The sequence below is a fragment of the Catellatospora coxensis genome (assembly GCF_016862635.1).
Lineage (GTDB): Bacteria > Actinomycetota > Actinomycetes > Mycobacteriales > Micromonosporaceae > Catellatospora > Catellatospora coxensis.
Window position 1 is genome coordinate 40,192 of sequence record NZ_BONI01000025.1, and the last position, 26,861, is coordinate 67,052.

Consider the following 26,861-nt stretch of genomic DNA (forward strand, 5'->3'; position numbering starts at 1 on the left):
ACATGAACCGTGAGAACCTGTCCGCGGCGCTCGCCGCGGCAGGTCTCACCATGCTCGACTTCGAGGACCCGACCGTGACCATCCCCGCGGAGGCCGCGGTGATGGTCACCGGATGTCGCGCGGAGGACGGCCGGGTCGACGAGACCGTCGACTTCGACGATCCCGACCTGGTCGCGAAAATGAACGCGGCCTGGTACGCGATGGCGACGCGGCACTCGCTGTTCGGCCCGGACCGGGAGTTCCTGCTGGCAGTGGGGCCGGGCGACGACCGCCCGATGCCGCTGCCGCACTGGGCCCGGGTCCGGCTCGAGCCGGAGTGGGACATCGCGGGCGCGGGTGTCGAGACCGGCGCCCTGGGGGTGACCAACCGCTACCCGCGGTTCGTGATGCACTCCCTCGACGGCGAGGTCGTCATCGCGGCGACGGCCTGGCAGGACTGCGCCGGCCTGGTCATGGTGCCCCACCCGCACCGGGTGGCCGTGCTGCGGCGGTATGTCGAGGGCGTCTTGGCCCTCGGTCACCGGTCACCGAAGGCGGCTGACGACGCGCGGGCGTGGCTGAGCCGATCGTGAGCCCGCTCGCAGGGTTGGTGCCGCCGGCTTGACGGTCTTAATCCGCGGGTCCGCGGTTCGAGTACTTGGTGGCGCACAGAAGAAGCCCCATCTGACCAGGTCAGATGGGGCTTCTTCGTGATCAGGCGCACCGAACGATCAGGTTTGATGTGCGCAAAGCCAGATTGCGCGTTCCGCTGACGCGGTCCACGTCGCGACGACAACGGTATATGTCCATATTGTACTTCCGTCCCCCTCCAACTGTCGTGGGTGATATAGCATCCTGCGCTCAGACCTTGAACGACGGGGGATCAGCCGTGCTTCGCCATGCCCAAAAAAGACCGTCCTTATCGGATCAAACGTCATCAGCATTCCGATCATCGGCCAGACGGCGACAGTCGGCCCTCATGGTGATGTTGCTGCTGACGGGTTCGGTCGTGGCGGGCACGCCACAGGCCGCCACGGCGGCGGACCGGCCGGCGGCACAGTCGCAGCGAGCGGCAGCACGCAGCGTGCCGCTGAAACCCGAGAAGCCCAGGGCGGACCCCACCGCGGATCGTGTGCTGAAACGTCCAGATGCCGTCGCTTGGCCAAGTGGCGGCGAGGCAACGGTCGTCGTGTCGACGTCTCGTGGCAGCCGGACGACGGTCGGCGGCCTTGCGGTCGGGCTGGCGGAGGCGCGGGTCGCGGCGACCGGGACCGCGGCGCAGCGCGCGCAGGAGGTGCCGGCGCGGTCGGCGGCCATGCGGGTGTATGACCGTGCGGTGTCGCGCGGGCTCGGCCTCGACGGCCCCGTGTTCTCGATGCGCCGGTCGGACGGTGCGGCTGCTTCCGCCCGGCTCGGCGTCTCGATCGGTTATGCGGACTTCGCGCATGCGATCGGCGGCGACTGGGCTGCCCGGCTGCGGCTTGTGCGCCTGCCCGCATGCGCGCTCACGACGCCGCAACGGCCGGAGTGCCGGACGGTGACGCCGCTGCCTTCGCTGAACGACGCCCGCTCGGCCGCAGTCTCGGTCGATGTGCAGCTGGACGGCGCGGCGGCGGCCGCGCAGGTGTTCGCGCTGTCCGCCGGCGACTCCTCGTCGCAGGGCGACTACAAGGCGACGAAGCTGGCGCCGTCCTCGTCCTGGAACACGGCGCTGGCGACGGGCGGCTTCAGCTGGAACTATCCCGTAAAGACGCCGGTCACGCCGAGCGGCCTCGGTCCGCAGGTGGCGTTGTCCTACTCGTCGCAGGCGGTTGACGGCCGGACGGCGGCGACGAACAACCAGGGTTCCTGGATCGGTGAGGGCTTCACCTACGAGCCGGGATACATCGAGCGCCGGTATAAGTCGTGTGCCGACGACGGCCACGACGAGGTGAGTGACCAGTGCTGGGCGTTCCACAACGGCACGCTCATGCTGTCCGGCCACTCCGGCACCCTGGTGAAGGTCGATGACGACAACTACCGGCTCTCGCCCGACGACGGCTCCAAGGTGCAGCGGCTGACCGGCGCCGTCAACGGCGACGGCGACGGGGAGCACTGGCGGGTCACCACGACCGACGGCATGCAGTACTACTTCGGCAAGAACCGGCTGCCGGGCTGGTCGGCGAACATGGAGGAGACCGAGTCGGTCTGGACGGTGCCGGTCTACGGCGACGACGCGAACGAGCCTTGCCACAAGACCTCGGGGTTCGCCGACTCGTACTGCGACCAGGGGTGGCGCTGGAACCTCGACTACGTCGTCGACCCGCGCGGCAATGTGATCTCGTATTTCTACGACCGGGAGACGAATCACTACGCCCGTGGCGGCCGGACCGACGTGAACGGCGCCGCGTACCACCGCGGGGGCTACCTGGCGCATGTCGACTACGGGCAGCGTGACGGGCAGGTCTACAGTACGTTCGCGCCGGCCCGTGTGGTGTTCACGACCGTGGAGCGGTGCATTCCTGGCGGCTCGGTCGACTGCGATCCGCAGGATCTGACCGACGCCACCGCGGCCTCGTGGCCGGACGTGCCCGAAGACCGCATCTGCCCTGCGTCCACCCACTGCGAGGCGTCGCAGCTCTCGGCTACGTTCTTCACCCGCCGTCGGCTTATCAAGATCCAGAGCGAGATTCGGGGGGCGACCGACTGGCTTCCCGTCAGCTCATGGGCGCTGGAACACGAGTTCAAGGCCAACGACGACAACTCCCGTACGCTGTGGCTCAAGCGGATCGTCCATTCGTCGCACGGCGGTGGTGTCACGCAGACGGCCCCCGCGGTGGAGCTGGACGGCATCCAGCTGCCCAACCGCATCGATCGCGACGACGACTTCATCGGACCCCTGATCCGCTACCGGCTGTCGACCGTCAAGACCGACACCGGCATGCAGCTGAGCATCAACTACAAGACCCCGGACTGCTCGAAGAACGATCTGCCCACGCCGGGGAACTCCACCCGGCGGTGCTATCCGGTGATGTGGAACCCGCTCGGCGGTGGCGACGACGACGAGATCACCGACTGGTTCCACAAGTACGTCGTGGACAACGTGGTGCAGGATGACCTGGTCGGCGGCAATGACGACATGGTCACCTCGTACGAGTACGTCGGCGACGCGGCGTGGCGCAAGTCGATGCCCGACGGGATCACCAAGGCTGAGGACCTGACCTGGTCGGACTGGCGTGGTTACGCCCAGGTGATCGTCCGGGCAGGTGACGGCCAGTCGATGCCGGGCCGGACCGACCATTTCTTCCTGCGCGGACTCTCCGGCGGGAAGAAGGCGGACGGCTCCTCCCCGGTGGTGACGCGGACGGACTCGACCGGCACCGGCTACACCGACCATGACGAGTTCGCGGGCCATGAGTTCGAGACCGTGGTCTACAACGGCGCCGACGTCGTGTCGAAGACGATCAACCAGCCGTGGCGCAAGGTGACCCACACCCAGACCGAGACATGGGGTACGCGGACCGCGACGATGGTCCGCACCGACGTGGTGCGCGAGCTGACGGCCATGCCGGACGGCGCCCAGGGCGACCCGGTGTGGCGCGAACACAAGACGGTGACGGAACTGGACCCGACGTGGGGCCGCGTGGTGTCCGTCGACGACCTCGGGGACGTGGCCGAGCCTGACGACGACAAGTGCGTGCGCACCTGGTACGTCGACAACCCGGACCTGAACATGCGTACCTTCGTCTCCCACACCCAGACCGTGTCGGCGAAGTGTGCCGACCCCTTCGACCTCGACACCGATCTGCTGGCCGACGAGCGCACCAGCTACGACCTGCAGGCGTGGAACGCCGGGCCGCAGTACGGCACGGCGACGCGCAGCGAGAGCCTGGACCGCTACGACGGCGCGCAGATCCGATACCTGCGGGTGTCGGAGACGACTTCGGTCGACGCGTACGGTCGCGCCCTGGCGGTGCGCAACGCGCTGGACTACGAGACCCTCACCGAGTACACCGAGACCCGCGGCCTCACGACCCAGGTGAAGGTCACCGACCCGAAGACCTTCACGACGACCACCACCTACGATGCCGCCTTCGCGGTGCCGACGGTGGCGATCGACAACAACAACCGGCGCACCGAGATGGCGTACGACTCGTTCGGCCGGCTGACCGACGTCTGGATGCCCGACCGTAACCGGAGCCAGGGGGCCACGCCCAGCCGCAAGTACACGTACCTGGTGCGCAACGACCGCCCTTCCGTGGTCGGCACCGGTGAGCTGAACAGCGACGGCACCTACTCGATGAGCTACGAGCTGATGGACGGCATGCTCCGACCCCGGCAGAGCCAGCGGCCGGGACCGGGCGGCTGGCTGCTCACCGACACGTTCCACAACGGCCTCGGCCAGGCGTACAAGACCAATGCGGCGTACCTGGCCGTCGGCACCGCCGGCGATCTGCCGCTGGTGACGCCGGAGGGCGCGGTCAACGGGCAGACCACCATCACCTACGACGGCGCGGGCCGTCCGGTCGCCGAGACGTTCTCCGTGGCAGGTGACGCCCGGTGGACCACCACGATGACCTACCAGGGCGACCGCACGAACGTGGACCCGCCGTCGGGCGGGGTGCCCACCACGACCGTCACGAACGCGCTCGGCCAGATGACCGAGCTGCATCAGTACCACGGGTCCGGTCCGAGCGGGCCGGCCGACGTGACCCGTTACACGTACAACCACGGCGGGTCGCTGGAGACGGTGACCGATCCGCTGGGCAACGTCTGGCGCTACCACTACAACCAGCGCGGGCTGAAGACCTGGGTCGAGGACCCGGACTCCGGTGACAGCAGGTACGAATACGATGCGCTCGGCCAGCTCAGTTACTCGATCGACGAGCGCGGCAACAAGCTGTCGATGCGATACGACAAGATCGGCCGTAAGATCGAGACCTGGCAGGGCGACCTCGACAGCGGCACCAAGATCGCGGCGTGGGTCTACGACACCGTGGCCAAGGGGCAGCTCTACTACAGCCAGCGCATCGTGGACGGCCAGAACTACTACATGATCCATCTGACCCGCGACGCGCTCAACCGGCCCACCAAGACCCGCTACTCCTTCCCCTCCGGCGGCGTCGGCTCGCAGCTCGGCAAGAGCTACGACTTCACCACGGCGTACAACATCGACGGCACGGTGCAGTCCAACGGCACGCCCGAGGCGGGCGGCCTGCCGGCGGAGGCGGTGACCACCACCTACGACAGCCTTCGTCGGCCGAGCCGGCTCGACGGAGCGAGCAGCTACGTCACCGCCAGCGTCTACGGCAACGTCGGCAACCTGCTGCAGGCCGAGCTGTTCACCGGCGGCACGGGCAAGAAGGCCTGGCTCGGCTGGGAGTACGAGCGAGGCACGAACCGGATGGTGAAGTCGACGGTCAAGCGCCAGGGCGTCTCCGTCGACGACATGAACGTCCAGTACTCGTACGACGACACGGGCAACATCCTGTCCATCGCCGACACGCCCGTCGGCGGCACCCGGGACATCCAGTGCTTCGCCTACGACCACCTGCGCCGCTTGACCGAGGCGTGGGCCACCGACAGCGCGACCAAGACGTGTGCGGACGGTGTCACCGAGACGGGAGTCGGCGGTCCGGCGCCGTACCACCACAGCTGGACCTTCGACGAGGTGGGCAACCGCAAGACCGAGACGATCCACTCGATCACCGGCGGTGCGCCGACCGAGCGCACGTACCAGTACCCCGCACCTGGCGAGGGCTACAACCAGCCGCACACCGTCAACGCGATCGAGGAGACCGGCCCTGCCGGGTCGAAGACCTTCCGCTACCGGTACGACGCCACCGGCAACACCGTGTGCCGGCCCAACTCCACCACCGACAGCGTCTGCGCCGTCGGTGGCGAGTCGGGGCACCAGACACTGACCTGGGACGCCGAGGGCCACCTGGCCACCAGCACCCCGGCCGGCGGCCAGACCACGACGTACATCTACGACGCCGACGGCAACCGGATCGCCCGCAAGGAGGCCGGTGGCACCACCACGCTCTACCTGCCGGGCATGGAGCTCGCGCAGGCCGGTGCCGGGGCGGTCACCGGTACGCGTTTCTACGCCTTCGGTGGCAAGACGGTGGCGGTGCGTAACGGCACGGGTGCCGTCAACTTCCAGGCCGCCGACGGCAACGGAACCGCATCCTGTGTGATCAACGCGGTCACGGGGTCGATCAGCTGGCGGCGCACCACGCCGTACGGCGCCGACCGTGGCAGCACGCCGCCGGCCTCGTGGCCCGACCAGAAGGGCTTCGTAGGCGGCACGAAGGACGGCACCGGACTGACTCACCTGGGCGCCCGCGAATACGACCCGGCCATCGGCCGGTTCACCAGCGTCGACCCGATCATGGATCTCAAGGATCCGCAGCAGTGGAGCGCCTACGGCTACGGCAACGGCAACCCCCTGGTGATGCCCGACCCCTCGGGCACGAAACCGTGTCTCGACGAGGGTGACTGCGGCACCGCCGCCGGCTACCAGCCGACCAGACAACCGCGAAAATTCAGTATGGGCCCCAACTGGAACAACACGAAGGAGTGCGCCACTGGTTCGTGGGTGGCGGCGGGTCAGCATTCCTGCAAGCCGGCGGGCCACAACAAGGAGGGCGTCCAGGAGTGGCTGCGGGAGATCGTTCGGGCCGCGTGGGAGGCCGAGATCGATCCGCGGCTGCTGCTCACCGTGCTGATCATCGAGAGCGCCGACGACCGCTCCAACGATGAGACCATGGCCTGGTGGGACCGGTTCATCCCGGCGGCCATCGGCAGTGTCTCGGTCGGTATGGCCAACATGCAGATGGGCACGTTCGAGGAGACCGTCAACAACCATCCGACAGAGTTCGGGCAGAACCCGAAGACGGGCAAGCCGCTCAACAACTCCGTCAGCGGCGGCATGGGGCCGTACGGAATGTGGAAGACTTCCATCAACGACGAGAAGCTGTCCATCCGCGCCGCCGCGTACCGGCTGAAGGACCTGCTGGCAAAGGTGCCGGCGAAGCCGACGGGCACCGGGGCTGCGTTCACCCGGGAGGAGATCGCGGCGGTCGGCTACAACGTCGGCATGGAATTCGTCGACCCGATCGGCAGCGGCACCTACGCGGAGAAGTACGGTGCACAGGGAAAGTCGATGGGTGACAGCGCCCAGGCCTATATGAACGGCGTCAAGACCTGGTGGCCCACGGCCGACCAGTGGCTCTGCGGGGACGGAGTGATCAATTGTTGAGTCGGACGCGCAAGCCACCGTGGCTGATCGCCGCCGTTTCGGTCGCGGCCGCGCTGATGCTGTGGGTCGGCTACACGGTGCTGTGGCCGTTCGTGCAGTACTCGTCGAGTGCCCAGCGGACGGCGGCCTCCTACCTTGACGAGATCGAGGTGGACGGCTACACCATGACGAAGGAGCTGACGGACAGTGACTTCGCGGTGGCCCGGTACTACGTCGGACCGGCGGGTGATCCGTTCACGCTTGTGCGTGCTCCGGGCATCACCCTGACGCCGAGGCCGCCCGATCAGCAGACGAAGACCGACTTCGACCAGATCCTGGCGGACTCCGCGCTGCCCGCTGACTGGCCGCACTGCGGGCTGACGCTGCTGCAGCAACTGAATCCCCTCCAGGCGGACCTGTCGGAGCGGGACCTCGCCCGCTTCCGCAGCGGCGAGCTGGAGATCATCCTGATCTCGGTGGGCTGCGAGGGCTGAGCCGGCTGCCGGGATCCTCGCGCCGCGCCGTCACGAGAATCCGTCGGTAAGGTTCGGCGGCGGCAGTGACCAGCGGTCCTGGTGTGCGGCGGACGAGCACAGAGGCCGCCATGTGAGTTCCTCACATGGCGGCCTCTGTGCCATCGCTGTCAGTCCGGCAATCAGCGAAAAGCCGGCGAACCCGCTGAGTCTGACTCGCTGCGAGCGCTTCCAGCCGGCGGCAAAGCGCGCGGATCCGGTGTCGTCGACAGTGGGCGATACCGGAGAAGACACCAGGACCGCATTCACGCGAAGGAGGTCACTGGTCCGTCCCTCCCGTGACGCCGTCGTGCTTGTGCTCCCCGGTCAGGACCCGGTCGAGCCACTGGACCGTGCGCCCAGCCTCGATGCCGTCCGACTCGCTGACCCAACCGTTCCGCCATTCACTGCCCGGTGCTCCCACTACGGCCAGTGCCCGACGGGCAAGCGCAACGAGCGGGACAGGGGCAGACTGCGACAGCGGCCAGCCCTGCGGTTCGAACTCGTTCTCTTCATCAGGCAACAGGTCGCTGCCCAAGGGCAGGCTGGCGGCGACCACACCGACCGCGGCCAGGACGATGGCCCCGAACAGACCTTGGTCCCGCATCGACGCCGGTTCCTCGGCCGCGATTCCAAGCGTGCGCGTCAGCTCGGCGAGCCTCTGCTGTTCCGGCAGCTCGGCCAGCTCATCGAGGTAATCCTGTGCGTAGTCGCTGGCGAAGACGCCCGTTCCCCAAGTCCCCACACAGCCCCTTCCGGCCCTGACCCGATGGTTGATCGAGCACCGTAACGCCACGAGCAGCGACATGGTAGGTTGACTGCCCTCGGTGGCTGTAGCTCAGGTGGTAGAGCGCGCACTGCTCGTGCGAGGCCGCGGGTTCGATCCCCGCCGGTCACCATTGCAGAACCCTGACACCGAGCGTGTCAGGACCACTGCTCGTCGGCCAGGCCCGCCACACCCCAGCTCGGTACGGTGAGTCATGGCGAGGGTCGAGCGCCGCCGGTGCCGACAAGTCGTTCGGAGAGGCCCGCCGCGGCCGGGTGGCCGAGTTCACACGCCATCTCGAACGCTTCGTGCCATGCCCGCACGGCATCGTCGGCACGTCCGAGGGCGCGCCAGGTGTCGCCGAGGCCCGTCAGCGGTTCGATCAGGTTGTAGCGGTCGCCGATGGCGCGGTAGAGCTCGACTGATCGCAGATAGCTCTCCGTCGCTGAGACCAGGGCGCCGCCGAGGTGGCTGATGAGCCCGAGGCTGTCGTGGCAGTTGGCCTGTCCCATGAGATCGCCCGACGTCTCCGCCAGCTTCAGCGCCGCCGCACAGTGTTCGCGGCCGGATTCGAGCCGGCCGAGTCTGGCCTCGTACCAACCCATCGCGCCCAGCGCCCGGCCCTGCCCGGCGAGGTGACCGGCCAGTTCATAGTGATGCAACCCCTTTTGCGCGTACGCCAACGCGGCCTCGAAGTCACCGGCGCTCTCGCTTCGCAGACACCGCAGGTGGTAGGTGCTTGCCAGCCCGTTGTGATCGTCCAGCAGCGTGAACTGCGCGACCGCCACCTCGAGCGCCGCGTCTGCTTCTTCCGGCTCGCCGTGCCGGAAGTGCGCCATGGCGAGGTGGAAGGCCGAGTTCGCCTGCCCGTCGGCACTGGCGGATCTCCGCGCCGCCTCGAGTGCCCGGGTCTGGGTGGTCAGCCAGTCGCGTCCGTAACCACGGCGGCGCAGGAACGTGCTCATGCACCAGGCGACCCGCCAGACGTGCTCGTCGAAGCCGCTGACCTCGGTGACGGCGGCGAGGGCGGCCCGCTCACGTTCGAACCACCCCATCGCCGCATCCCTGGTGGTCAGCCGTTCGACGGTCACTCCGGGCGACATCGGCGCCAGGCGGAGCGGATCCCGGTTGGGATCGAGCAGTCCCGCGGCCGTGTGCGCGGTATGGACGTAATGATCGAGGAGCCGTCGCAGCGCGACGCGGGCCTCCGCGGTGCCCACCGGCGGTGAGAGCTCCTTGGCGTAGGCCCGCAGCAGGTCGTGCGTGCCGAACCGCCGCGGCTCCTGCTCGGTCAAGAGCTGTGCGCGGGCCAGCTCATGCAGCAACGGCTGCACCTCCGCCTCGCCCAGACCGGCCAGGCTGGCGACCGCGGCCGGCCCGACTTCCGGGCCAGGGTGCAGGCCCAACAGCCGGAACAGGTGCACGGCCTGCTCGCTGACCGCTCGGAGCGACCACGAGAACACCGATCGCACGTCGGCTTTCGGATCATGCGCGTTCAGGGTTCCGAGGACGTCGTCTTCCAGCGTCGATGCCAGCGCAGCCAGTGTCAGCCCCGGCGCGATGGAAAGCCGTGCCGCCACCACGGCCAGTGCTAGCGGCAACCCGGCGCAGCGGCGGGCTATCCGCGCGGCTGCCTCCGCATCGGTGAGCGTGCCCAGCCTTCCCGCGAGCAGATCCAGCGCTTCCGGTTCGGCCAGCACGTCCAGCGGCACCGCCGTAGCCCCTTCCACGGCGACGAGCCCGGCGAGCGGATCGCGGCTGCTGATCAGCGCGAAACTGCCGGGAGTTCCCGGAAGCAGCGGCCGTACCTGCTCGGCGTCACGTGCGTTGTCGAGCACCACGAGTACCTTGCGGCCCGCGAGCACGCTGCGGTAAAGCGCCGCGCGGGCCTGCATGCCCGGCGGCACCCGGTCTGCCGGATGGCCGAGCGCCTCGAGGAAGGCCGACAGCACCTCACCCGGGTCCACGGTCGACGGGTGGGGATCGAAGCCGCGTAGGTTGACGAAGAGCTGCCCATCGGGGAATCGGTCCGCTGCGAGTCTCGCCCAGTGGATCGCGAGGGCGGACTTGCCGACCCCCGCTGGTCCGGTCACCACCGCGGCACCGGCGGCCTGGTCCAGCACGGCCAGTTCACGCTGTCGGCCGACGAATCCCGGCACGGTCATCGGCAACTGCGCGGGCACCCGGAAGACCGCCTGCTGGGCGCCAGGCAGGCGCAGCACCTCTTGATGCGCGGCCTGCAGGCGTTCTCCCGGGTCCACGCCCAGTTCGCTGAGCAGCAGCTCGCGTGTGGCCTGGAAGGCGGACAACGCCTCGGCTTGGCGGCCTGCGTGGTGTAGGGCCCGCATCAGCTGCGCGACCAGACCCTCTCGCAGCGGATGCTGGATCGCGTAGTGGCTGAGGTCGGCGGTGAGCTCCGGATCGGATCCGGCCGACAGCCGTGCCTCGAACCATTCCTCCAGCGCCGCGAGACGCAGCTCGATCAGGCTGGTGGCGAGAGCGGAAACCGTGGGCGCGGGTGGAACGTCGGCGAAGGGCTCGCCCGGCCACTGCCGTTGCGCCTCGGCGTAGAGCTTCGTCGCCTCGTGCAGGTCGCCCTGTGCGCGTGCCGCGCGGGCATCGCGGACCGACTGTTCGAAGAGCGTGACGTCCCACTCGTCTCTGCCCAGCTGCAGCACGTACCCCGGCTTGCGTGTCATCAGTTTTGGCGCCGCGTCCCCGAGCTCGCGGCGCAGACGCGACACACAGCCGTGCACGAGCGTCCGTGGATTCGACGGCGGGTGGTCCGGCCACAGCTCGTCGATCAGCTGATCGACGCTGGCGAGCCCACCTCGCCGGGCCAGCAGAATGGCCAGCACCTGCCGGATTCGCGGCGTGCCGACAGCGCGCGCCCGTCCACATTCGACGATCTCCAGTGGACCGAGCGAGCGAATCAGCAGCACACGACCGCCTTCCATGTTTCGTACAGCTTTGGTGCAGTGCAAGCGACCACTATAACCACGCAACAGACAACCCCCGAGGAAATGGGAGTGCATGTGCTAACGGGCAGCAAACGGCGTATTTCCCTGGCGTTGACGGCAGCCGCCGCGACCGTGACGGCGATCGCCGCGGTCCCGGCGCACGCGGCGCCGGCGCCTTCCAACGAGCGTGTGGTCACTGTCGAGCGTGCCGCCGACGGCACGCTCACCGAGACGATCTACCAGGTCGCTCCCGGCTTCACCGGTGCCCTCCTCGCGAACAACCTGCGGGCCAAGGGCGCTTCCCACGTCGCGGTGCTCTCCGGCGAGCAGGCCAGTGGTGACGTCGTGGCCGCGGTCGCGGCCTGTTCGTCCGGCTCGGCCCGCACCTGGCCCAGCTCGGCGACCTGTTTCGTCCGGTGGTCGTACAACGGCGCGGTCCGCCCGGTGATCGACTTCGTCGACCACTCCGGCGCGAGCTGGCCTGTCGGACGCGCCGTGACGGAGTGGAACGAAACCTCCGGCATCGACTCCATCTACCGCCCGGCCAGTTCGGGCTGCGACGGCGCGCCGGCGCACTGCGTCCACGTCTACAGTTCCAACTACGGCGCCACCGGCTGGACGGGAAGCACCTCACGCACCTTCAACGCCGCGAACACCTACTACGCCAGCGCCTCGGTGAAGCTCAACGACTACTACGGGGGCACCGAGGCGCAGAAGTGGAACACGGCCTGCCACGAGCTGGGCCATGTCCTCGGCCTCGGCCACAACACCGGCACCGAGAGCTGCCTCTACTCGTCCCGGACCAGCACCAAGTACCCGGACGCCGACGACTACAACCTGCTCGAGCGTTACTACTAAGATCTCCGGTCGGCCGGTGACGTCGATGACGTCACCGGCCGACCTGGCCTGTCGGCAAGAACCCGAGCCGCCGCGACGGCACTTGTGCGCGTGCCTCGAAAAGCGAGATCATCACCCATGCTCGACCCCTCGCCCGAGAACGACGGGACTTCACCGACGGTTTCCACACCACGTTTCGTGGGTCGTGATCGTGAGATGGCGACGCTTCGGGGCGCCTTGGCCCGGCCACCGGCGATCGTGCTGGTGGAGGGCGAGGCGGGGATCGGGAAGAGCCGGCTGCTGCGAGAGTGGTCGGCCGCGCCGGACCAGCGCACCGCTCTGGTCTCGGTGTGCCCACCGCTTCGCGAGTCGCTGACGTTGGGGCCGATCGTCGACGCGTTCCGTGGGATCGACGGCCCGGTGTCGCGATTGCGGCTCACCGAGCTCGCGGGCGCGTTGCGGCCCCTGTTCCCTGAGTGGTCGTCGGACCTGCCGCCCGCACTGCCGCCGTTGGACGACGCGAAGGCGGCCCGGCATCGCCTGTTCCGCGCCTTGGACGAGCTGCTGCGGGCGCTGCGTGTCGATGTCCTCGTGCTGGAGGACGCCCACTGGGCCGACGAGGTGACCTTGGAGTTCCTGCTGTTCGTCACCTCCCGGCAGCAGTCGGGCGGGCCGAGCCTCGTGATCTCCTACCGGCCGGAGGAGGTGGACGTCGGGTCGCTGCTGCTGCGGCTGACGTCCCGGTTGCCCGCCGGCGTGACCCAGCTGCGGATCGCCCTGGCGCCGATGCGGCCCGACGACACGGCGGCGCTGGTGTCCTCGATGCTGGACGGCAACCCGCTGTCACAGGAGTTCGCGACGTTCCTGCACGAGCGGACCGGTGGCGTTCCGCTGGCGCTGGAGGAGTCGGTTCGCCTCATGTGCGACCGCGCCGACCTCGTCTTCCGCGCCGGGCAGTGGGTCCGGCTGAAGCTGCGCGAGCTTCGGGTGCCGCCGACGGTGCGCGACTCCACCCGGGAGCGGGTGGGCCGGCTGTCGCCTCCGGCGCAGCAGGTGCTGCGAGCCGCGGCCACGTTGGCTGAGCGGTCGTCGGTGGCCACGATCGCGGCGACCGCCGGTCTGTCGCCGGCTGCGTGTCGAGACGCGATCGGGGAGGCGGCCACCGCGGGCGTCCTGGACGGCGACGACCGCGGCCAGTGGCGATTCCGGCACGTGCTGGCCGCCACGGCTGTCTACGAGGCGATCCCGCTGACCGACCGCAGACAGTTCCACCTGCTGGCCGGCCGGGCCTTGGAGGAGATCCATCCGCCGCCTGTCGCACGCCTTGCCCACCACTTCCGTGAGGCGCGGGAGACGCAGTCCTGGGCGCGGTACGCCGAGCGGGGTGCCGAGCTGGCGATGGCCTCGGGTGACCACACCAAGGCGGTCGGCTTGCTGGTCGATCTGCTGTCGTGGGCGGTGTTGCCGCCGGCGGATCGGGCACGGGTCGCGCGCATCGCCGGAGTCGCCGCACTGGGTCGTCGTGAACCGGTCGACGAGGTCTACCACCGCGTGATCCGTACCTTGCGGTCGGTGCTGGAGACCCCGGGTCTCTCCGCCCGTGAGCAGGCCGAGATCCGCAACCCCCTGGGCCGGCTGCTGATCACCGGGGGTGAGGCGCAGGCCGCCCTCAGCGAGCTGGAGCAGGCGGTGGCCAACCTCGACCACGACCCGGTCGAGGCGGCTCGGGCGATGACCTATCTGGGATGGGCCTATGCGGGGCCGTGGCCGGCGTCGACCCATCGGCGTTGGCTGGATCGCGCCGCCGAGCTCACCGCCGCGTTCGACTCTCCCGCGGAGCGGCTGAACCTGGCCGGCAACCGGGCGGCGGCGTTGCTCATGCTCGGTGAGGAGGAGGCCTGGGACGTCGTCGCCGGCCTGCCCGTCGACGGCGCGACCTCGGCGGAGCGTCTCGACGTGGCCCGCATCCACACGAATGTCGGGACCGGCGCACTGATCTGGGGACGGTACGCCGACGCGGAGGAACACCTCGCCGTGGCCATGCGCCTCGCCGAGGCCGAGCAGGCGTCGCGGTTGCAGCACAACGTCGGACTCGAACAGGCCAACCTGGCGTGGCTCACCGGCCGGTGGGAGGGTCTCGCGGAGCTGAGCGCGGCACTCGTCGACGTCGACCGGGACCGGCCGGCGCACTACCTCGGCAGCGTCCGCCTCGCGGCCCGGCTGGCGGCCGCGGCCGGGCGGCGGCGCGCCGCGGAGGAGCAGTTCCGGCTGGTCCTGGAGGAGTCTGCCCGTCTCGGCGCGGCCGACGACACGATGGAGGCCGCCGCCGCGCTGGCCAGGCTGTGGCTGGCGGACGGGAACAGCGGCCGGGCGTTGCAGATCACGAACGAGCCGATGGACACCGTACGGAGAAAGGGCATCTGGGTCTGGGCGACGGACCTCGTTCCCGCCCGGATCGAGGCGCACCTCGCGGCGGGCGACCTGACGGCCGCGACCCGCCTGGGCGACCAGTTCGCCAGAGGGCTGCGCGGCTGTTCGGCTCCTGCGCCTCGCGCGGCCCTCGCCGTATGCCGTGCCCTGCTGGCCGCCGCCGCCGGAGACCATGCCCGCGCGGCGACGGCATACGAGCGGGCGGCACGCGCCTGGAGCGCGTTGCCGCGCCCCTATGACGCCATGCTCGCCCGCGAGCGCCAAGCCGAGGCGTTCATCGCGCAAGGCCGGCTCGAACAGGGTCGAGAGCTGCTGGCCGCGCAGTACGAGCAGCTGTTCAGGCTCGGCGCCCGCGGCGACGCGGACCGGGTCGCGCAGCGGCTTCGCGAACACGGCGCGGAGGTTCCGCGGTTGTGGCGCGGCGGCCGGCGGGGGTACGGCGACCAGCTCTCGCCCAGGGAGCTCGACGTGGTCCAACTGGTCGTCGCAGGCAAGACCAATCGGGAGATCAGCCGGGTCCTGGCCAAGTCGCCGGCCACGGTGGATCAGCAGCTGCGTGCGGCGATGCGCAAGTTGAAGGTGACCTCCCGGACCGCGCTCGCGGTCAAGGCGGTGGAGGCCGGGGTGTTCGCAGAAGAGGACTCCCTCGAAGACCCGTCATGAAAATTGACGTGTCCGCCGGATAGCTACGGTCTTCCGGTTCCCCGAGCATGGCTCCATGATCCATAGCCCTGGGGCGATTCATGGCTGAGCGACCTGTCGCGCGTGACGACGCCGCCGTCGAGCCTCCGCCACCATCCGAGCTGCCCCGCGAGCCGCGCGTCAGTGACCCCTGCGCCCGCGACGCCGACGGTTCCGGCGACCACCGGAACCACGACCCCTACCAACCCCTGTAGGCCGAAGGATGCATGTGAAATTCAAAGCCCTCGCGGCTTCGCTGGCCGCGGCGATCGGCCTGAGCATGATCCAGGCAGCGCCGGCGTCCGCCGCCGAGCCGGATCCAGGCACCGCCAACAAGATCGATTCGAGCCTGACGGACCGCTTCCGCACGGAGCCGGCCTCCGACTTCTGGATCACCTTCGACACCAAGGCCGACCTCGGGCCGGCGAAGAAGATCACCGACTGGACCGCTCGTGGCCGGTTCGTCTACGACGCGCTGACCGCGGCGGCGAAGAACTCCCTGGCGTCCGTCTCCACCGAACTCGACCGGGCAGGCGTCAAGTACACCTCGTACCCGATCGCCAACACCGTGCTCGTCAAGGGGGGCACCCAGCAACTCGCCCTCAACATGGCCGCGAAGGTGCAGGTCGCCGAGATCCACGCGACGCCGCAGGTCGCCCTGGTCGAGCCCGTGGACAAGAAGAGCCCGGCTGACCAGGCTGCCCGCCCCGCCAGCGCGAAGGCCGCTGCGGCAGGCGCCGCCACCTGGGGTCTGGACGCCATCCGCGCCCCCGAGGCGTGGGCCATGGGCGGCACCGGTGCGGGCATCACCGTGTCCAACATCGACTCGGGCGTGCAATTCGACCACCCCGCCCTGATGCGCCAGTACCGCGGCACGAAGCCCGACGGCACCGTCGACCACGACTACAACTGGATGGCCACCCGGGGCACGTGCACGGGCGCACCGTGCGACGACAACGGACACGGCACGCACACCATGGGCACCATCGTCGGCGCCGACGGCGCCAACCACGTCGGTGTCGCGCCGGACGCGCGGTGGATCGCGACGAACGGCTGCTGCGACAGCTCCGGTGTCGAGTCGCTGCTCCGGTCCGGCTGGTGGCTGCTCGCCCCGACCGACGTCCACGGGAACAGCCCCGACCCGTCCAAGCGCCCGCACGTCATCAACAACTCGTGGGGTCAGAACGTCGAGCACAACTTCGACGACTTCTTCCGGGCCGTCGACGAGGCCTGGACCGCCGCGGGCATCTTCAGCGTCTGGTCGTCGGGCAACACCTCGCCGTACGCGGCCTGCGACACCGTCTCCTCGCCCGGCTCCGCCGAGAGCGCCTACTCCGTCGGCGCCACCAAGTCGGATGGCACGCTCGCGCTGTTCTCCCGCAAGGGCGAGGGTGAAGGCGGCCGGATCAAGCCCGAGATCTCCGCTCCCGGCGAGGCCGTCTACTCCTCCTACCCGAACAACAGCTACGTCGAGATGTCCGGCACCTCGATGGCGGCGCCGCACGTCGCCGGGGCCGTCGCGGCGCTGTGGAGCTACGACCCGACCCTCATCGGGCAGGTCGAGGCGACCCGCCGACTGCTCGGCGAGTCGGCCGTCGACGTCGACGACACCGAGTGCGGCGGCACCGCCGAGGTCAACAACAAGTACGGCGAAGGCCGGCTCGACCTCGTCCGCCTGCTCGAGCTCGCACCCCGGCAGGGCGGCACCCTCACCGGTGTCGTGACCGCGAACGGCGCTCCGGTCCCCGCCGCCGAGGTGACGATCAGCGGGCCGTTCAGCCGGTCGATCGGCACCGACAAGGACGGCCGGTTCACCACGAACCTCCCGGTCGGCGACTACCGGCTCAGCGCCGAGGTCTTCGGCTACCTGACCGCGACCGCCGACGTCACGATCACCCTCGGCCAGGACGTCTCCGTCACGCTGCCGCTCACGGCAGCCGCGCGGCACGACATCAGCGGCAGGGTCGTCGACGACAAGAAGCGACCCGTCCCGAACGCCGACGTCTCCGTCAAGGACACGCCGCTGAAGCCGGTACGCACGAACGCCGACGGCGCGTTCACGATCAGCGCCGTCCCCGAGGGCGAGTACGCGCTGAGCGTCAAGCCCAACGCCTGCCTCTCGCCCACGACCGTCCCGCTGACCGTCGGCGCGCAGAACGAGTCGCGCGAGATCCCGGTCGGGCTCGTCGTCGACAAGGGCGGCTACAGCTGCGCCGTCTCCGACGGCGAGTACCTGCGCGGCACCGACCCGGTCGCGTTCGACGGCAGCGTGTGGGCGGCGGTGCAGCTGCCGTTCCCGATCGCGCTCTACAACGGCAGCCACGACACCCTCGGTGTCGGCCTGCGCGGTGTGATCTCCCCGGACCCCGACAGCGGACCCGGACCCGGCACGGGCGGTGCGGGTGTCTTCCCGTTCTACGTCGAGTCCCCGGTCGAGTTCGCCCCCGGTGGGGGAGTCTTCACGGCGGCCACCAAGGTCGACGGCGAGGACGCGTTCGTCGTCGAGTACCGCAACACCAGGCTCTGGGCGTACCCCATCCGGTCGGAGTACACGGAGCCGGTCAACTTCTCGGCCACGTTCACCCGCTCCGGCACGGTGATCCTCGGCTACGGCGACGGCATCGGGACCGACGACCCGGTGACCGCCGGCGCGAACGGTGTCACCGGCATCCAGGGCTGGGCCGGCGTCGACGGCATCCGGTTCTCCGACAGCGCCCCGGTGCTGCGCGACGGGATGATCGTCACCTACGACATGCCTGACTTCGGGTACCTCGACGCGACCGTCGTCGACAAGAACGACGGGCTGCCGGTGGCCGGGGCCAAGGTCTCGTTCACGGACAAGAACGGGCTCGTCGAGACGGTCACGACCAACGGGACCGGCATCGTGCACCGCCAGCTTCCGCTCGGCGACTACACCATGACGATCGACGCGCCGAACTACACGACTGCGGCGTACCCCTTCTCCCTCGACAAGCTCTACGCGAACTCCAAGATCGACGCGCGGCTGACCACGGGCGTCGCCGGCCTGAAGGCCGGCGGCCTCGACGCGCTGCTGGGCGTCGACCAGAACGGTGTGGGCGAGCTGACGCTGACCAACAACGGTTCCGCGCCGCTCACGTACAGCCTGGGCGAGGCCGCGCGACACCCCGAGCTCGACGCCGCCGGCGCCACCACGCGCACCGGCAAGGGTGCGGCCAGCACGATCGACCTCACCGCGTGGAAGGCCGGTGCGAGCGGCATGAAGCCGTCGAACGTCGACGGCAGGACGGCGACAGTGAGCGCCGCGGAGGCGCAGGCGGCCGGCAAGGTCGGCGCGACCGCCGGCGGCGACGTCATCACCCGGATCCCCATCCCCGGCAGGACCGAAGACAAGGAGCCCACCGGCATCGGGTACGACGGCGACGTCTGGGTCCACGACTACAACGCGCGGACCAACACCGCCTACACGGTGGCGGGCAAGCCGACCGGGAAGGTCTTCGACGCGGCGTGGAGCCCCGAGTACCGGGCGTTCGACATGGCACTCGACACCAGGACCGGTGACATGTGCCAGATGGAGGACAGCCCGGCCAGCTACATCCACTGCTTCGACCGCACGACCGGCAAGGAGACCCGGCAGATCAAGGGCAACTGGTCCACGCTGCAGCTGACCGGACTCGCCTACAACCCGGCGGAGGACGTGTTCTACGTCGGCGGCCGGGTCAACGGCATGATCGGCACGGTCGCCGGGACGTCGCACGACAACCCGGGCGCGCTGCTGTCCTTCTGCGCCCCGCCGCTGCCCGAGGTGGCAGGCCTGGCCTACAACCAGGCGTCCGACACCATCTGGTACACCGACCTCACCGCGAACCGGCCCACCCGCCTGCTCCAGGTCGACCCCGTCGACTGCTCGCTGGTGAACGCGTGGTGGTTCCCCGGCAAGCAGCCCAACCAGGGCGGCGGCCTCGAGACCGACTCGACCGGCGCGCTGTGGGCGGCGGACCAGGTCGCCGATGACGTCGTGCTGGTCGACGTCGAGGACGACCTGATCACCGACCTGCCGTGGCTGTCGCTCTCCTCGACTGGGGGCACCCTCGCCCCGGGCAGGTCGGCGACCGTCCAGGTCTCGATCTCCGCGAAGGGCGCCAAGCCCGGAGTCCTCGGCGCGAACATCGTGGTGCGGTCCGACTCCGGACGCCAGTCCAAGACCTACGTCCCGGTGACGCTGACGACCACGAAGTATCAGGTCGGCGTCAACGCGGGCGGCCCGAAGTCCACCGACGGCTCCGGCTACACCTGGTCCGGCGACCAGGCCGCCGGCAAGACGGCGTGGGGCTACGAGGGCAGGACGAAGGTCACCTCCACGAAGTCTCCGATCGCCGGCACGGCCGACGACGCCCTGTTCCAGTCGCAGCGCACCACGTCGGAGAAGGAGTTGTTCTACCGCTTCCCCGGCGCGCCCAAGGGCACCTACGTGATCGATCTCGGGTTCGCCGAGATCGAGAAGGCGGCCAGGGGCAAGCGGGTGTTCGACGTCCTCGTGGACGGCACGCTGGTGGAGTACGCGTACGACCCGGCCGCGGCCGTGGGGCAGAACACCGCCGACTGGCGCACCGCCGTCGTGAAGCACGAGGGCGGTCCGCTGACCGTGGAGCTGCGCGGTTCGAAGGGCCTGAAGGCCCCGACCATCGCCGCGCTGCGGGTCACGCTCGACCCGCGCGCGGACACGGCGGCACCGGAGCCGGAGCCCGAGCAGCCGGACCCGGGTCCCGTGCCGGTGGCCCCCGCCGGCCGCTCGTACTCGATGAAGGTGACCGACGGGCTCTACCGCCAGGGCACGGAGGAGTCCGGGTGGCACGGCGACGACCTCTGCGGCGTGCTGTGGTTCGGCTCCGGTTTCCTGGCCCCGTTCTACGACACGGCCTGGGACGGCGTGTGCGTGACGACGAACGGCACGCTGACCTTCGACCGCGCCAGCACGCTGGGGTACAACACGGAACTGCCGTCGCCGTACCCGATCGACGCGGTCTATCCGTTCTGGGACGACCTCGTCGTCGACGACGAGGCGGGGATCTACTTCGGCACGACCGAGGTGGACGGGCAGGCGGCGCAGGTCATCGAGTGGCGCGACGTCACCTTCTACAGTGACCAGACCGCTCGCGTGAGCTTCTCGGTCACCCTGATCGCGGACGGACGGATCCAGATCGGGTACGGCGACGGCGTCGGCGGCGACAACCCGCTCACCCAGGGGTCGTCGGCGACGGTCGGCGTGGAGAGCCTGAACCGCAACCCCGCGCACCAGTACTCCTTCGAGCAGCCGATCCTGAAGGCCGGCCTGGGGCTGGAGTACACGCTCCCGGCCGCAGGCACGATCGAGGGCACGGTCACCGACAAGAACGACGGCAAGCCGATCGCGGGAGCGATCGTCACGCTCAGGGGACCGAGCGGTGAGCGCGTCATCACGACCGACGTGAAGGGCCGGTGGAAGGCGCAGGCGCTGCTCGGCGACAACACCGTGCAGGTCGAGGCGCCGAACTACGTCACCGCGGGCCGCCCGGTGACGATCGCCAAGAAGGATCAGGCCGAGGTGGTCGACACGCCGTTGGCCACGGGCATCGCCACCGTCACCGGGGGTGACTTCGACTGGTTCCTCGACAAGGGCCGGAAGGCGACGGCCGGGGTGATCGTCACCAACACCGGCACCGCTCCGCTCGAGGTGCGGATCAGCGAGCAGAAACGCACCGGCGACGGCGGGCACGAGGCCGCCGACCTGCCGTGGCTGACCCTCACGGGCGCGGCCGCGACCGGCACGGTCACGCTCGCCGTCGGCGAGTCCACCACGGTCACGGCGACGGCCGACAACGCCGGCATCGAACCGGGTGTGCTCGTCGGGGACGTGCTCGTGGCGTCCGACGCGGGCAAGGGCGAGGTCCAGTTCAAGCCGGTGCGCCTGGCGACCTCGGCCTACTGGAAGGGCGTCGACGTCGGCGGATCCGGGTACGTCGGCGCCGACGGCTTCGTCTGGTCGCCCGACCAGCAGCTCGGCTCGCGGCCGTGGGGTTTCGTCGGCGGCAAGGTGCGTTCCACCAGGGCCGACATCGCCGGCACCGAGGACGACGCGCTGTTCCGCACCCAGCGGACCGGCGAGACGTTCAGCTACGTGTTCAAGAACGCTCCCGCCGGGACGTACCGGATCAGCCTCGACTTCGCGGAGCTGGAGAAGGTCAAGGCCGGTGATCGTGCCTTCGACGTCCTGGTCGACGGCAAGATCGCACTCTACGACCACGACGTGCAGGCGAAGGCGGGTGCGCTGACCGCGGACGTGAACATGGTCATCGTCGAGCACGCCGGTGGCGATCTGAGGATCGAGCTTCGCCGGGAGAAGGGCGAGGGCGACCCGATCCTCAACGCGCTGAAGGTCCAGCTGGACCCGCGCCTGTGAGATAGCCAGTGGTCAGAGCCTCCTCGGAAGGCACCCCGAGGAGGCTCTGACCACGACTCGGGCACCACCCGCTCTACCCCCTCGGCGGTGCCGCTGCCCGGTGCTAGCATCGGTGTTCGAACATATGTTCGAACAGCCGTTCGGTATTCGGACGGTGCGGTTCTCGGCTGAGGGTGGGCGGGGCGTGGAACGTCGATGGGCAGGCAGTCTCCGGCATGGCGTGCTGTCGCGCCGTGTTCGCGACAACCAGGTGCTGTACGTGGTGCGCCGGGACTGGCCCTACCCGGCGACCCACGAGTTCGTCCTGCCCCGGTTGACCGAAGCCGAGGCGGTGCGAGCCGCCGCCGGCGACTTTCGGTACTGGCGGCCCGGCCCGCTGCGCCCGCGGTTGAGCGTGGTGCAGATCAGCGCGAACGACCTGCGCATACACGGCCGGCGTCGCGACTGCATGGCGCCGGACTGCCCACGGTGACGCGCCTCCAGAACCAGGCGTGACGAGTCTTCGCGGATGCCCTGGTCCGCGGCCGGACGGGCGAGCGGAGCAGCCGGGTCGAACCCTATGATCGCCCGATGTTCGGACTCTTCCGCAAGCCGCCCACGCCAGATACCGACTACGCCCAGGCCGACCTGGAGCTGCGTGCCGCACGTGACCGCGCCATCGCAGGTGACTGGGCGGCGGTCCGGCACCTGATGGACGCCACCGGCCGGGACTGGGAGCTGCGCAGCCGGCGGCTGTCGGTGCTGGGCTCCGCCGCCGGGCGATCCCCGCGTTGGCTGGACGCGTGGGAAGCCGCCGTGCCGGACGACCCGACGGTCGCCATCCTGCGAGCCGACGCGCTGCTGGACCAGGCCGGTGAAGCCCGCGGCAGCAAGTCCGCGCGCAACACCAGCCGGGAGCAGTTCCAGGAGTTCGAGCGGCTGTCCCACCTCGCGGCCCAGGCCAGCCGGCGCGCGCTGGAGCTCAACCCGGACGACCCGTACCCGTGGGCGACCCGCATGGACACCATGTTCGCCAACGGGCGGCGGCAGCGTGAGGAGTTCGCCGCTGCGATGGAGGAGTCGGTCAAGCGCGACCCCTTCAACTTCGAGACCCACCTGTCGGCGGTGAGCTTCCTCTGCCAGAAGTGGTACGGCTCGCACGAGCAGATGTTCGCCGCCGCCCGCGGGCCCGCCGCCGCCGCGCCGGCCGGCTCATCGGTCACGATGCTGCCGCTGCTCGCCCACTTCGAGTACGCGCTGCGCGAGTACGGTTTCGACTCGCGGGCGGAGTCGCTGGCCGCGAAGGCGGAGTATTTCCACCGGCGCGACGTGATCCAGGAGATCGACTGGTGCGCTGCCAAGTGGCGCGCAGCGGGTGAGCCCCGCCTGGTCGGCCGGGGCATCACGCTCCGGCACTGGCTGGCGCTGGCCAACTTCCTGGGAGGGCACGACCGGAAGGGCACGAAGGCCCTGCTGGCGCAGATCGGACCGTACCTCGGAAGCACCGCGGCTTACGGCTACTTCTGGATGCGGCAGGCCCAGGGCTTCCAGGCCGTCTGGAAGTGGGCCAACTAGCAGCACCGTCGCGACTTCACGATCGGTGATGTCGACCGCCCGGCCCGACCTGCGGCACTGCCGCCGAGCGCATGGCCTGTCCCGCTGGCGAGGGGTCAGGTCAGCAGCAATCGAACCGGTAGTCGAACGGCCGGGCCGGGCAGGCGGTGCAGACGAACAGGTAGATCCCACCGACATCACCGAGCATCAGGCCGGCGGCATTGCGGATGGCCAGCCACGGGTGTTCCGCGGGGCCGTCCGGCGCCCATCCGGCCATCGCCGGACGGTCTTCCCGGGTGATCCACCGCTTGTCGTCACCGCGGTCGAACTCCCAGCTCGCGACAGTCAGCAGGTGCTCCATCGGCGCGCCGCATGCGCAGTCCGGCCAGTCGGGTGACTGGGTCCAGCCGGGATAACCGCCCACCTTGGTGCCGGGCGCGACCGCGAGGTCGCTCTCGTACTGCCAGCCGGTGTCCTGCCTGATCTGGGCAACCTGGTCCCTGACCTGCGCCCACACGGCTTGCGGCAGGTCGAAGGTCGGGTATTCGGTCACCGGCTCCGGGGCCAGCACGCACGGATCGGGGACGTGGTCAGGCTCCGCCTCGGTGTCGGGCGGTGGCATGAGCCGACGCGGGTCGGTGATGTCGGCACTGCGACGCCACCTCAGCTGCGGACGCGGTGAGCTCCACGGCTCGTGGTCGAACGGGCACCACAGCACCTGCAGCAGGTCGGCGCCCGCCGGGAACGGCAGCTGCGGGACGTCGGTGGCGTAGAGCTGCAGGACCGGCACCAGCGGCGCCTCGGCCTCGCCGGGCCAGCCGTCGAGGTGGTCGTAGCCCCGCGGCCCGTCGCACATCGGCCACGGCTCGTCGGCCGGCCACAGCAGCGGGCCGCCCATCGAACTCTGCTCGGCGGTCGGTGTGCCGCGGCGCGGATGAAGCCGAATCGCCGTGCGGGCCAGCGGTGCCAGCTGCGGTATCGCGGCCGGAAGGTCGATGGGGCCGGGTGGGGTGGTGTACACGCCGGTGATCGTAAGGTGACCGGTGAACGAGGTGGCGCCGGCCCGGTTCGGTGGCCGGGTGCGGGACATCGTGACGAACGCCACTGCCGTTCCGGTAATCGAGACCTTCTCGACGACACCTTTCCGGCCGGGAACTTTGTTGTAGGTGTCGTCGTCACCCGGCGGGAGTCGTCCGCTGGTGAAAACCGGGTGATGTTTGCCAGAACTTGTAGCAGTGTGAGTAGCTGCGATGCGTTTTGTCGGTGGCATCGGTCAGTCTAGGCAAGACAGCGACTGCCGGTAGGTCCACCGGCCGTCACCGCCTGATTCCCCCCGACCCGATCGAGGTACCGTGTCCAGCCAGCTGCTCGACTCACCAGCCAAATCCGCGACACCGCCATCAGGTCGCACCCCGCCCGTGATCCGGCTGCTAGTGCTGGCCACGTTCATCGTCATCCTCAACGAGACGATCATGATCAACGCGATCCCGAACCTGATGGACGCGTTGAAGATCACAGAACAGACCGCGCAATGGCTCTCGACCGCCTTCATGCTGACCATGGCCGCGGTCATCCCGATCACCGGATGGTTCCTGCAGCGTGTCTCCACCCGCGGCGCGTACGCCACGGCGATGGGCCTGTTCCTGCTCGGCACCGCGTCGGCCATCGCCGCGCCCAGCTTCGAGATGCTGCTCGGCGCCCGCATCATCCAGGCGTCCGGCACGGCCGTGATGATGCCGCTGCTGATGACCACCCTGATGCACGTGGTGCCCGAGCACGACCGGGGCAAGGTGATGGGCAACGTCAGCCTGGCCATCTCGGTCGCGCCCGCGATGGGCCCGGCGCTGTCAGGAGTGATCCTCAACTTCGGGTCCTGGCGGCTGCTGTTCGCCGTGGTGCTGCCGATCGCCGCCCTGATCACCTGGGGCGGCATGAAGCAGCTCCAGAACGTCGGCGAGCCCGAGGTCAGCACCATCGACTGGTTCAGCGTGACGCTGGCGGCACTCGGTTTCGGCGGCCTGGTGTACGGGCTCAGCCGCTTCCAGGACGCCGACGTCAGCCTGGCCGGCGGCATCGTCGTGGCCGGGCTGGCCGCCATCGCCGTCTTCGTCTTCCGGCAGCTGTCGCTGCAGAAGTCGGGGTCGCCGCTGATGGACCTGCGGACACTCAAACACCGCACGTACACGATCGCGCTGATCCTGATGTCGGTCGCGTTCATGGCGATGCTCGGTTCGATGATCCTGCTGCCGCTCTACCTGCAGAACCTCCGCGGGCTGAGCGCTCTGCAGGCCGGGCTGCTCGTGATGCCCGGCAGCCTCGCCATGGGCCTGCTCGGGCCGACCGTGGGCCGCCTGTTCGACAAGTTCGGCGGCCGCGTCCTGGTCATCCCCGGCGCGATCGCGATCAGCCTCGCGCTCGCGGGCTTCACCCAGGTCTCGATGACGATGCCGTACTGGCAGCTGCTCGGACTGCACGCGATGCTGATGGTGGGGCTGGCCGCGACCTTCACGCCGGTCTTCACGCTGGGGCTCGGCGCGGTTCCGCCGCCGCTGTACGCCCACGGCAGCTCGATCCTGGGCACGTTGCAGCAGGTGGCGGCGGCCTTCGGCACCGCACTCGTGGTCACCGTGATGAGCGCGCGAGCCGAGTCGCTCAAGGCGGAGGGCGTCGCCGTGGCGGCCGCCAGCCTCGACGGCATGCGGCTGGCGTTCGTCATCGGCGTGGTCCTGTCCATCGCCGTGGTCATCACTGCTCTGTTGCTCCCCGCCAGGGCCGACAGCAACAGCGAGGGCGTGGCACACGCGCACTGAGGGCAGCGCAGAATCGACAGACAGGGCACATCCCATTGCGGGAGGTGCCCTGTCTGCACGATCTTCTCCACCTCGACGAGCACTTGCCGATGATGCACGATCACCGAACACGCGGGACATCGCGCTTGATCACGGCCGCCACGGCTCGGACGTGGGTGGGTACTCCATCGGTGCACCTGGAGCCGCGTCCGGTCGGGTCTGCCGGTCGATCTCGTCGAAGGCCCGAGCCAGCCGGCGCAGCAGGCTGAACAGCCATCCGACCGAAGCCGGCAGCAGGTACGACGCACCTGCGGAGGCCACGATGAGCAACAGGAGGTCGGCGGTGAACGGCAGCCGGGCGATGAAGCCGAAGGCGATCGTCGACGCGACTGCGGTGGCGACGATGTCCAGCCCGGCCCGGAGCACGGGGCCGCGCGCGCGGGTATTCGCCTGCTCAGGAGCGGACAGCCCGCCGCCGACCCGAAGCCTCCCCAGCTGACGCTTCGCCTGCGGCCAGTCGACCGTGAAGAGGAGCTTGAGCAGCGCCACCAGCAGCGCCCACTTCCCGATCCCGGCAGCCACCCCGCCTAGCGCGGCGGGGGCCATCCGCGCGAGGAGCCAGTACGTGAACAGCAGCGTCACGTACGCGGCGAGGAAGGCGATGAGCGGCAACAGCGCCATGAGCGCCAGGGCCAGCCTGCGCTGATGCGGACCCGACATCTCTGTCATGCCAC

At 69.6% G+C, this 26,861-nt stretch carries 13 protein-coding genes and 1 tRNA gene; 10 read left to right on the forward strand and 4 right to left on the reverse strand.

Annotated features, from left to right (window positions below; translation table 11 throughout):
• Positions 1–2: 2 nt before the first annotated feature.
• The 3 genes from Cco03nite_RS16450 to Cco03nite_RS16460 all read left to right on the forward strand — a co-directional run bounded on the left by Cco03nite_RS16450 (position 3) and on the right by Cco03nite_RS16460 (position 7,695).
• Positions 3–572, forward strand: a complete 570-nt coding sequence (locus tag Cco03nite_RS16450; RefSeq protein WP_203692972.1) for a hypothetical protein — start codon at positions 3–5, stop codon at positions 570–572.
• A gap of 386 nt (positions 573–958) precedes the next feature.
• Positions 959–7,222 carry an RHS repeat-associated core domain-containing protein gene (locus Cco03nite_RS16455; protein WP_203692973.1) on the forward strand — a complete coding sequence of 2,088 codons (6,264 nt, stop codon included), beginning with the start codon at positions 959–961 and terminating at the stop codon, positions 7,220–7,222.
• Positions 7,216–7,695 (forward strand): hypothetical protein, encoded by a 480-nt coding sequence (locus tag Cco03nite_RS16460; RefSeq protein WP_203692974.1) that lies wholly within the window; start codon positions 7,216–7,218, stop codon positions 7,693–7,695. Before Cco03nite_RS16455 ends, Cco03nite_RS16460 begins: the two co-directional genes overlap by 7 nt.
• Positions 7,696–7,993: 298 nt before the next feature.
• Here Cco03nite_RS16460 and Cco03nite_RS16465 read toward each other — a convergent pair whose 3' ends face one another.
• Positions 7,994–8,521 carry a DUF4259 domain-containing protein gene (locus tag Cco03nite_RS16465; protein ID WP_203692975.1) on the reverse strand — a complete coding sequence of 176 codons (528 nt, stop codon included), beginning with the start codon at positions 8,519–8,521 and terminating at the stop codon, positions 7,994–7,996.
• An 18-nt stretch (positions 8,522–8,539) separates the two neighbouring features.
• Between Cco03nite_RS16465 and Cco03nite_RS16470 the strand changes: the two genes are divergently transcribed.
• A tRNA-OTHER gene (locus Cco03nite_RS16470) sits at positions 8,540–8,612 on the forward strand.
• Positions 8,613–8,691: 79 nt separating this feature from the next.
• Here the strand turns inward: Cco03nite_RS16470 and Cco03nite_RS16475 are convergent.
• Positions 8,692–11,421 carry an AfsR/SARP family transcriptional regulator gene (locus tag Cco03nite_RS16475; RefSeq protein ID WP_203692976.1) on the reverse strand — a complete coding sequence of 910 codons (2,730 nt, stop codon included), beginning with the start codon at positions 11,419–11,421 and terminating at the stop codon, positions 8,692–8,694.
• Positions 11,422–11,628: 207 nt separating this feature from the next.
• Between Cco03nite_RS16475 and Cco03nite_RS16480 the strand changes: the two genes are divergently transcribed.
• The 5 genes from Cco03nite_RS16480 to Cco03nite_RS16500 all read left to right on the forward strand — a co-directional run bounded on the left by Cco03nite_RS16480 (position 11,629) and on the right by Cco03nite_RS16500 (position 23,359).
• Entirely contained in the window at positions 11,629–12,297 is a 669-nt protein-coding gene (locus tag Cco03nite_RS16480) for a zinc metalloprotease (RefSeq protein ID WP_203692977.1), read from the forward strand.
• Between the two features lie 117 nt (positions 12,298–12,414).
• Positions 12,415–15,369 (forward strand): ATP-binding protein, encoded by a 2,955-nt coding sequence (locus Cco03nite_RS16485; RefSeq protein ID WP_203692978.1) that lies wholly within the window; start codon positions 12,415–12,417, stop codon positions 15,367–15,369.
• Positions 15,370–15,610: 241 nt separating this feature from the next.
• Positions 15,611–21,805, forward strand: coding sequence for a S8 family serine peptidase (locus tag Cco03nite_RS16490; protein WP_239167426.1), 6,195 nt, complete (start codon positions 15,611–15,613; stop codon positions 21,803–21,805).
• Between the two features lie 184 nt (positions 21,806–21,989).
• Entirely contained in the window at positions 21,990–22,277 is a 288-nt protein-coding gene (locus Cco03nite_RS16495; RefSeq protein ID WP_203692980.1) for a hypothetical protein, read from the forward strand.
• 98 nt (positions 22,278–22,375) lie between these two features.
• Positions 22,376–23,359, forward strand: a complete 984-nt coding sequence (locus Cco03nite_RS16500) for a hypothetical protein (protein WP_203692981.1) — start codon at positions 22,376–22,378, stop codon at positions 23,357–23,359.
• A gap of 100 nt (positions 23,360–23,459) precedes the next feature.
• Here the strand turns inward: Cco03nite_RS16500 and Cco03nite_RS16505 are convergent, their stop codons facing one another.
• Positions 23,460–24,359, reverse strand: coding sequence for a hypothetical protein (locus tag Cco03nite_RS16505; protein ID WP_203692982.1), 900 nt, complete (start codon positions 24,357–24,359; stop codon positions 23,460–23,462).
• Positions 24,360–24,756: 397 nt separating this feature from the next.
• Between Cco03nite_RS16505 and Cco03nite_RS16510 the strand changes: the two genes are divergently transcribed.
• Positions 24,757–26,148, forward strand: coding sequence for an MDR family MFS transporter (locus Cco03nite_RS16510; RefSeq protein ID WP_203692983.1), 1,392 nt, complete (start codon positions 24,757–24,759; stop codon positions 26,146–26,148).
• Between the two features lie 129 nt (positions 26,149–26,277).
• Here Cco03nite_RS16510 and Cco03nite_RS16515 read toward each other — a convergent pair whose 3' ends face one another.
• Positions 26,278–26,856 carry a hypothetical protein gene (locus tag Cco03nite_RS16515; protein WP_203692984.1) on the reverse strand — a complete coding sequence of 193 codons (579 nt, stop codon included), beginning with the start codon at positions 26,854–26,856 and terminating at the stop codon, positions 26,278–26,280.
• Positions 26,857–26,861: the final 5 nt, after the last annotated feature.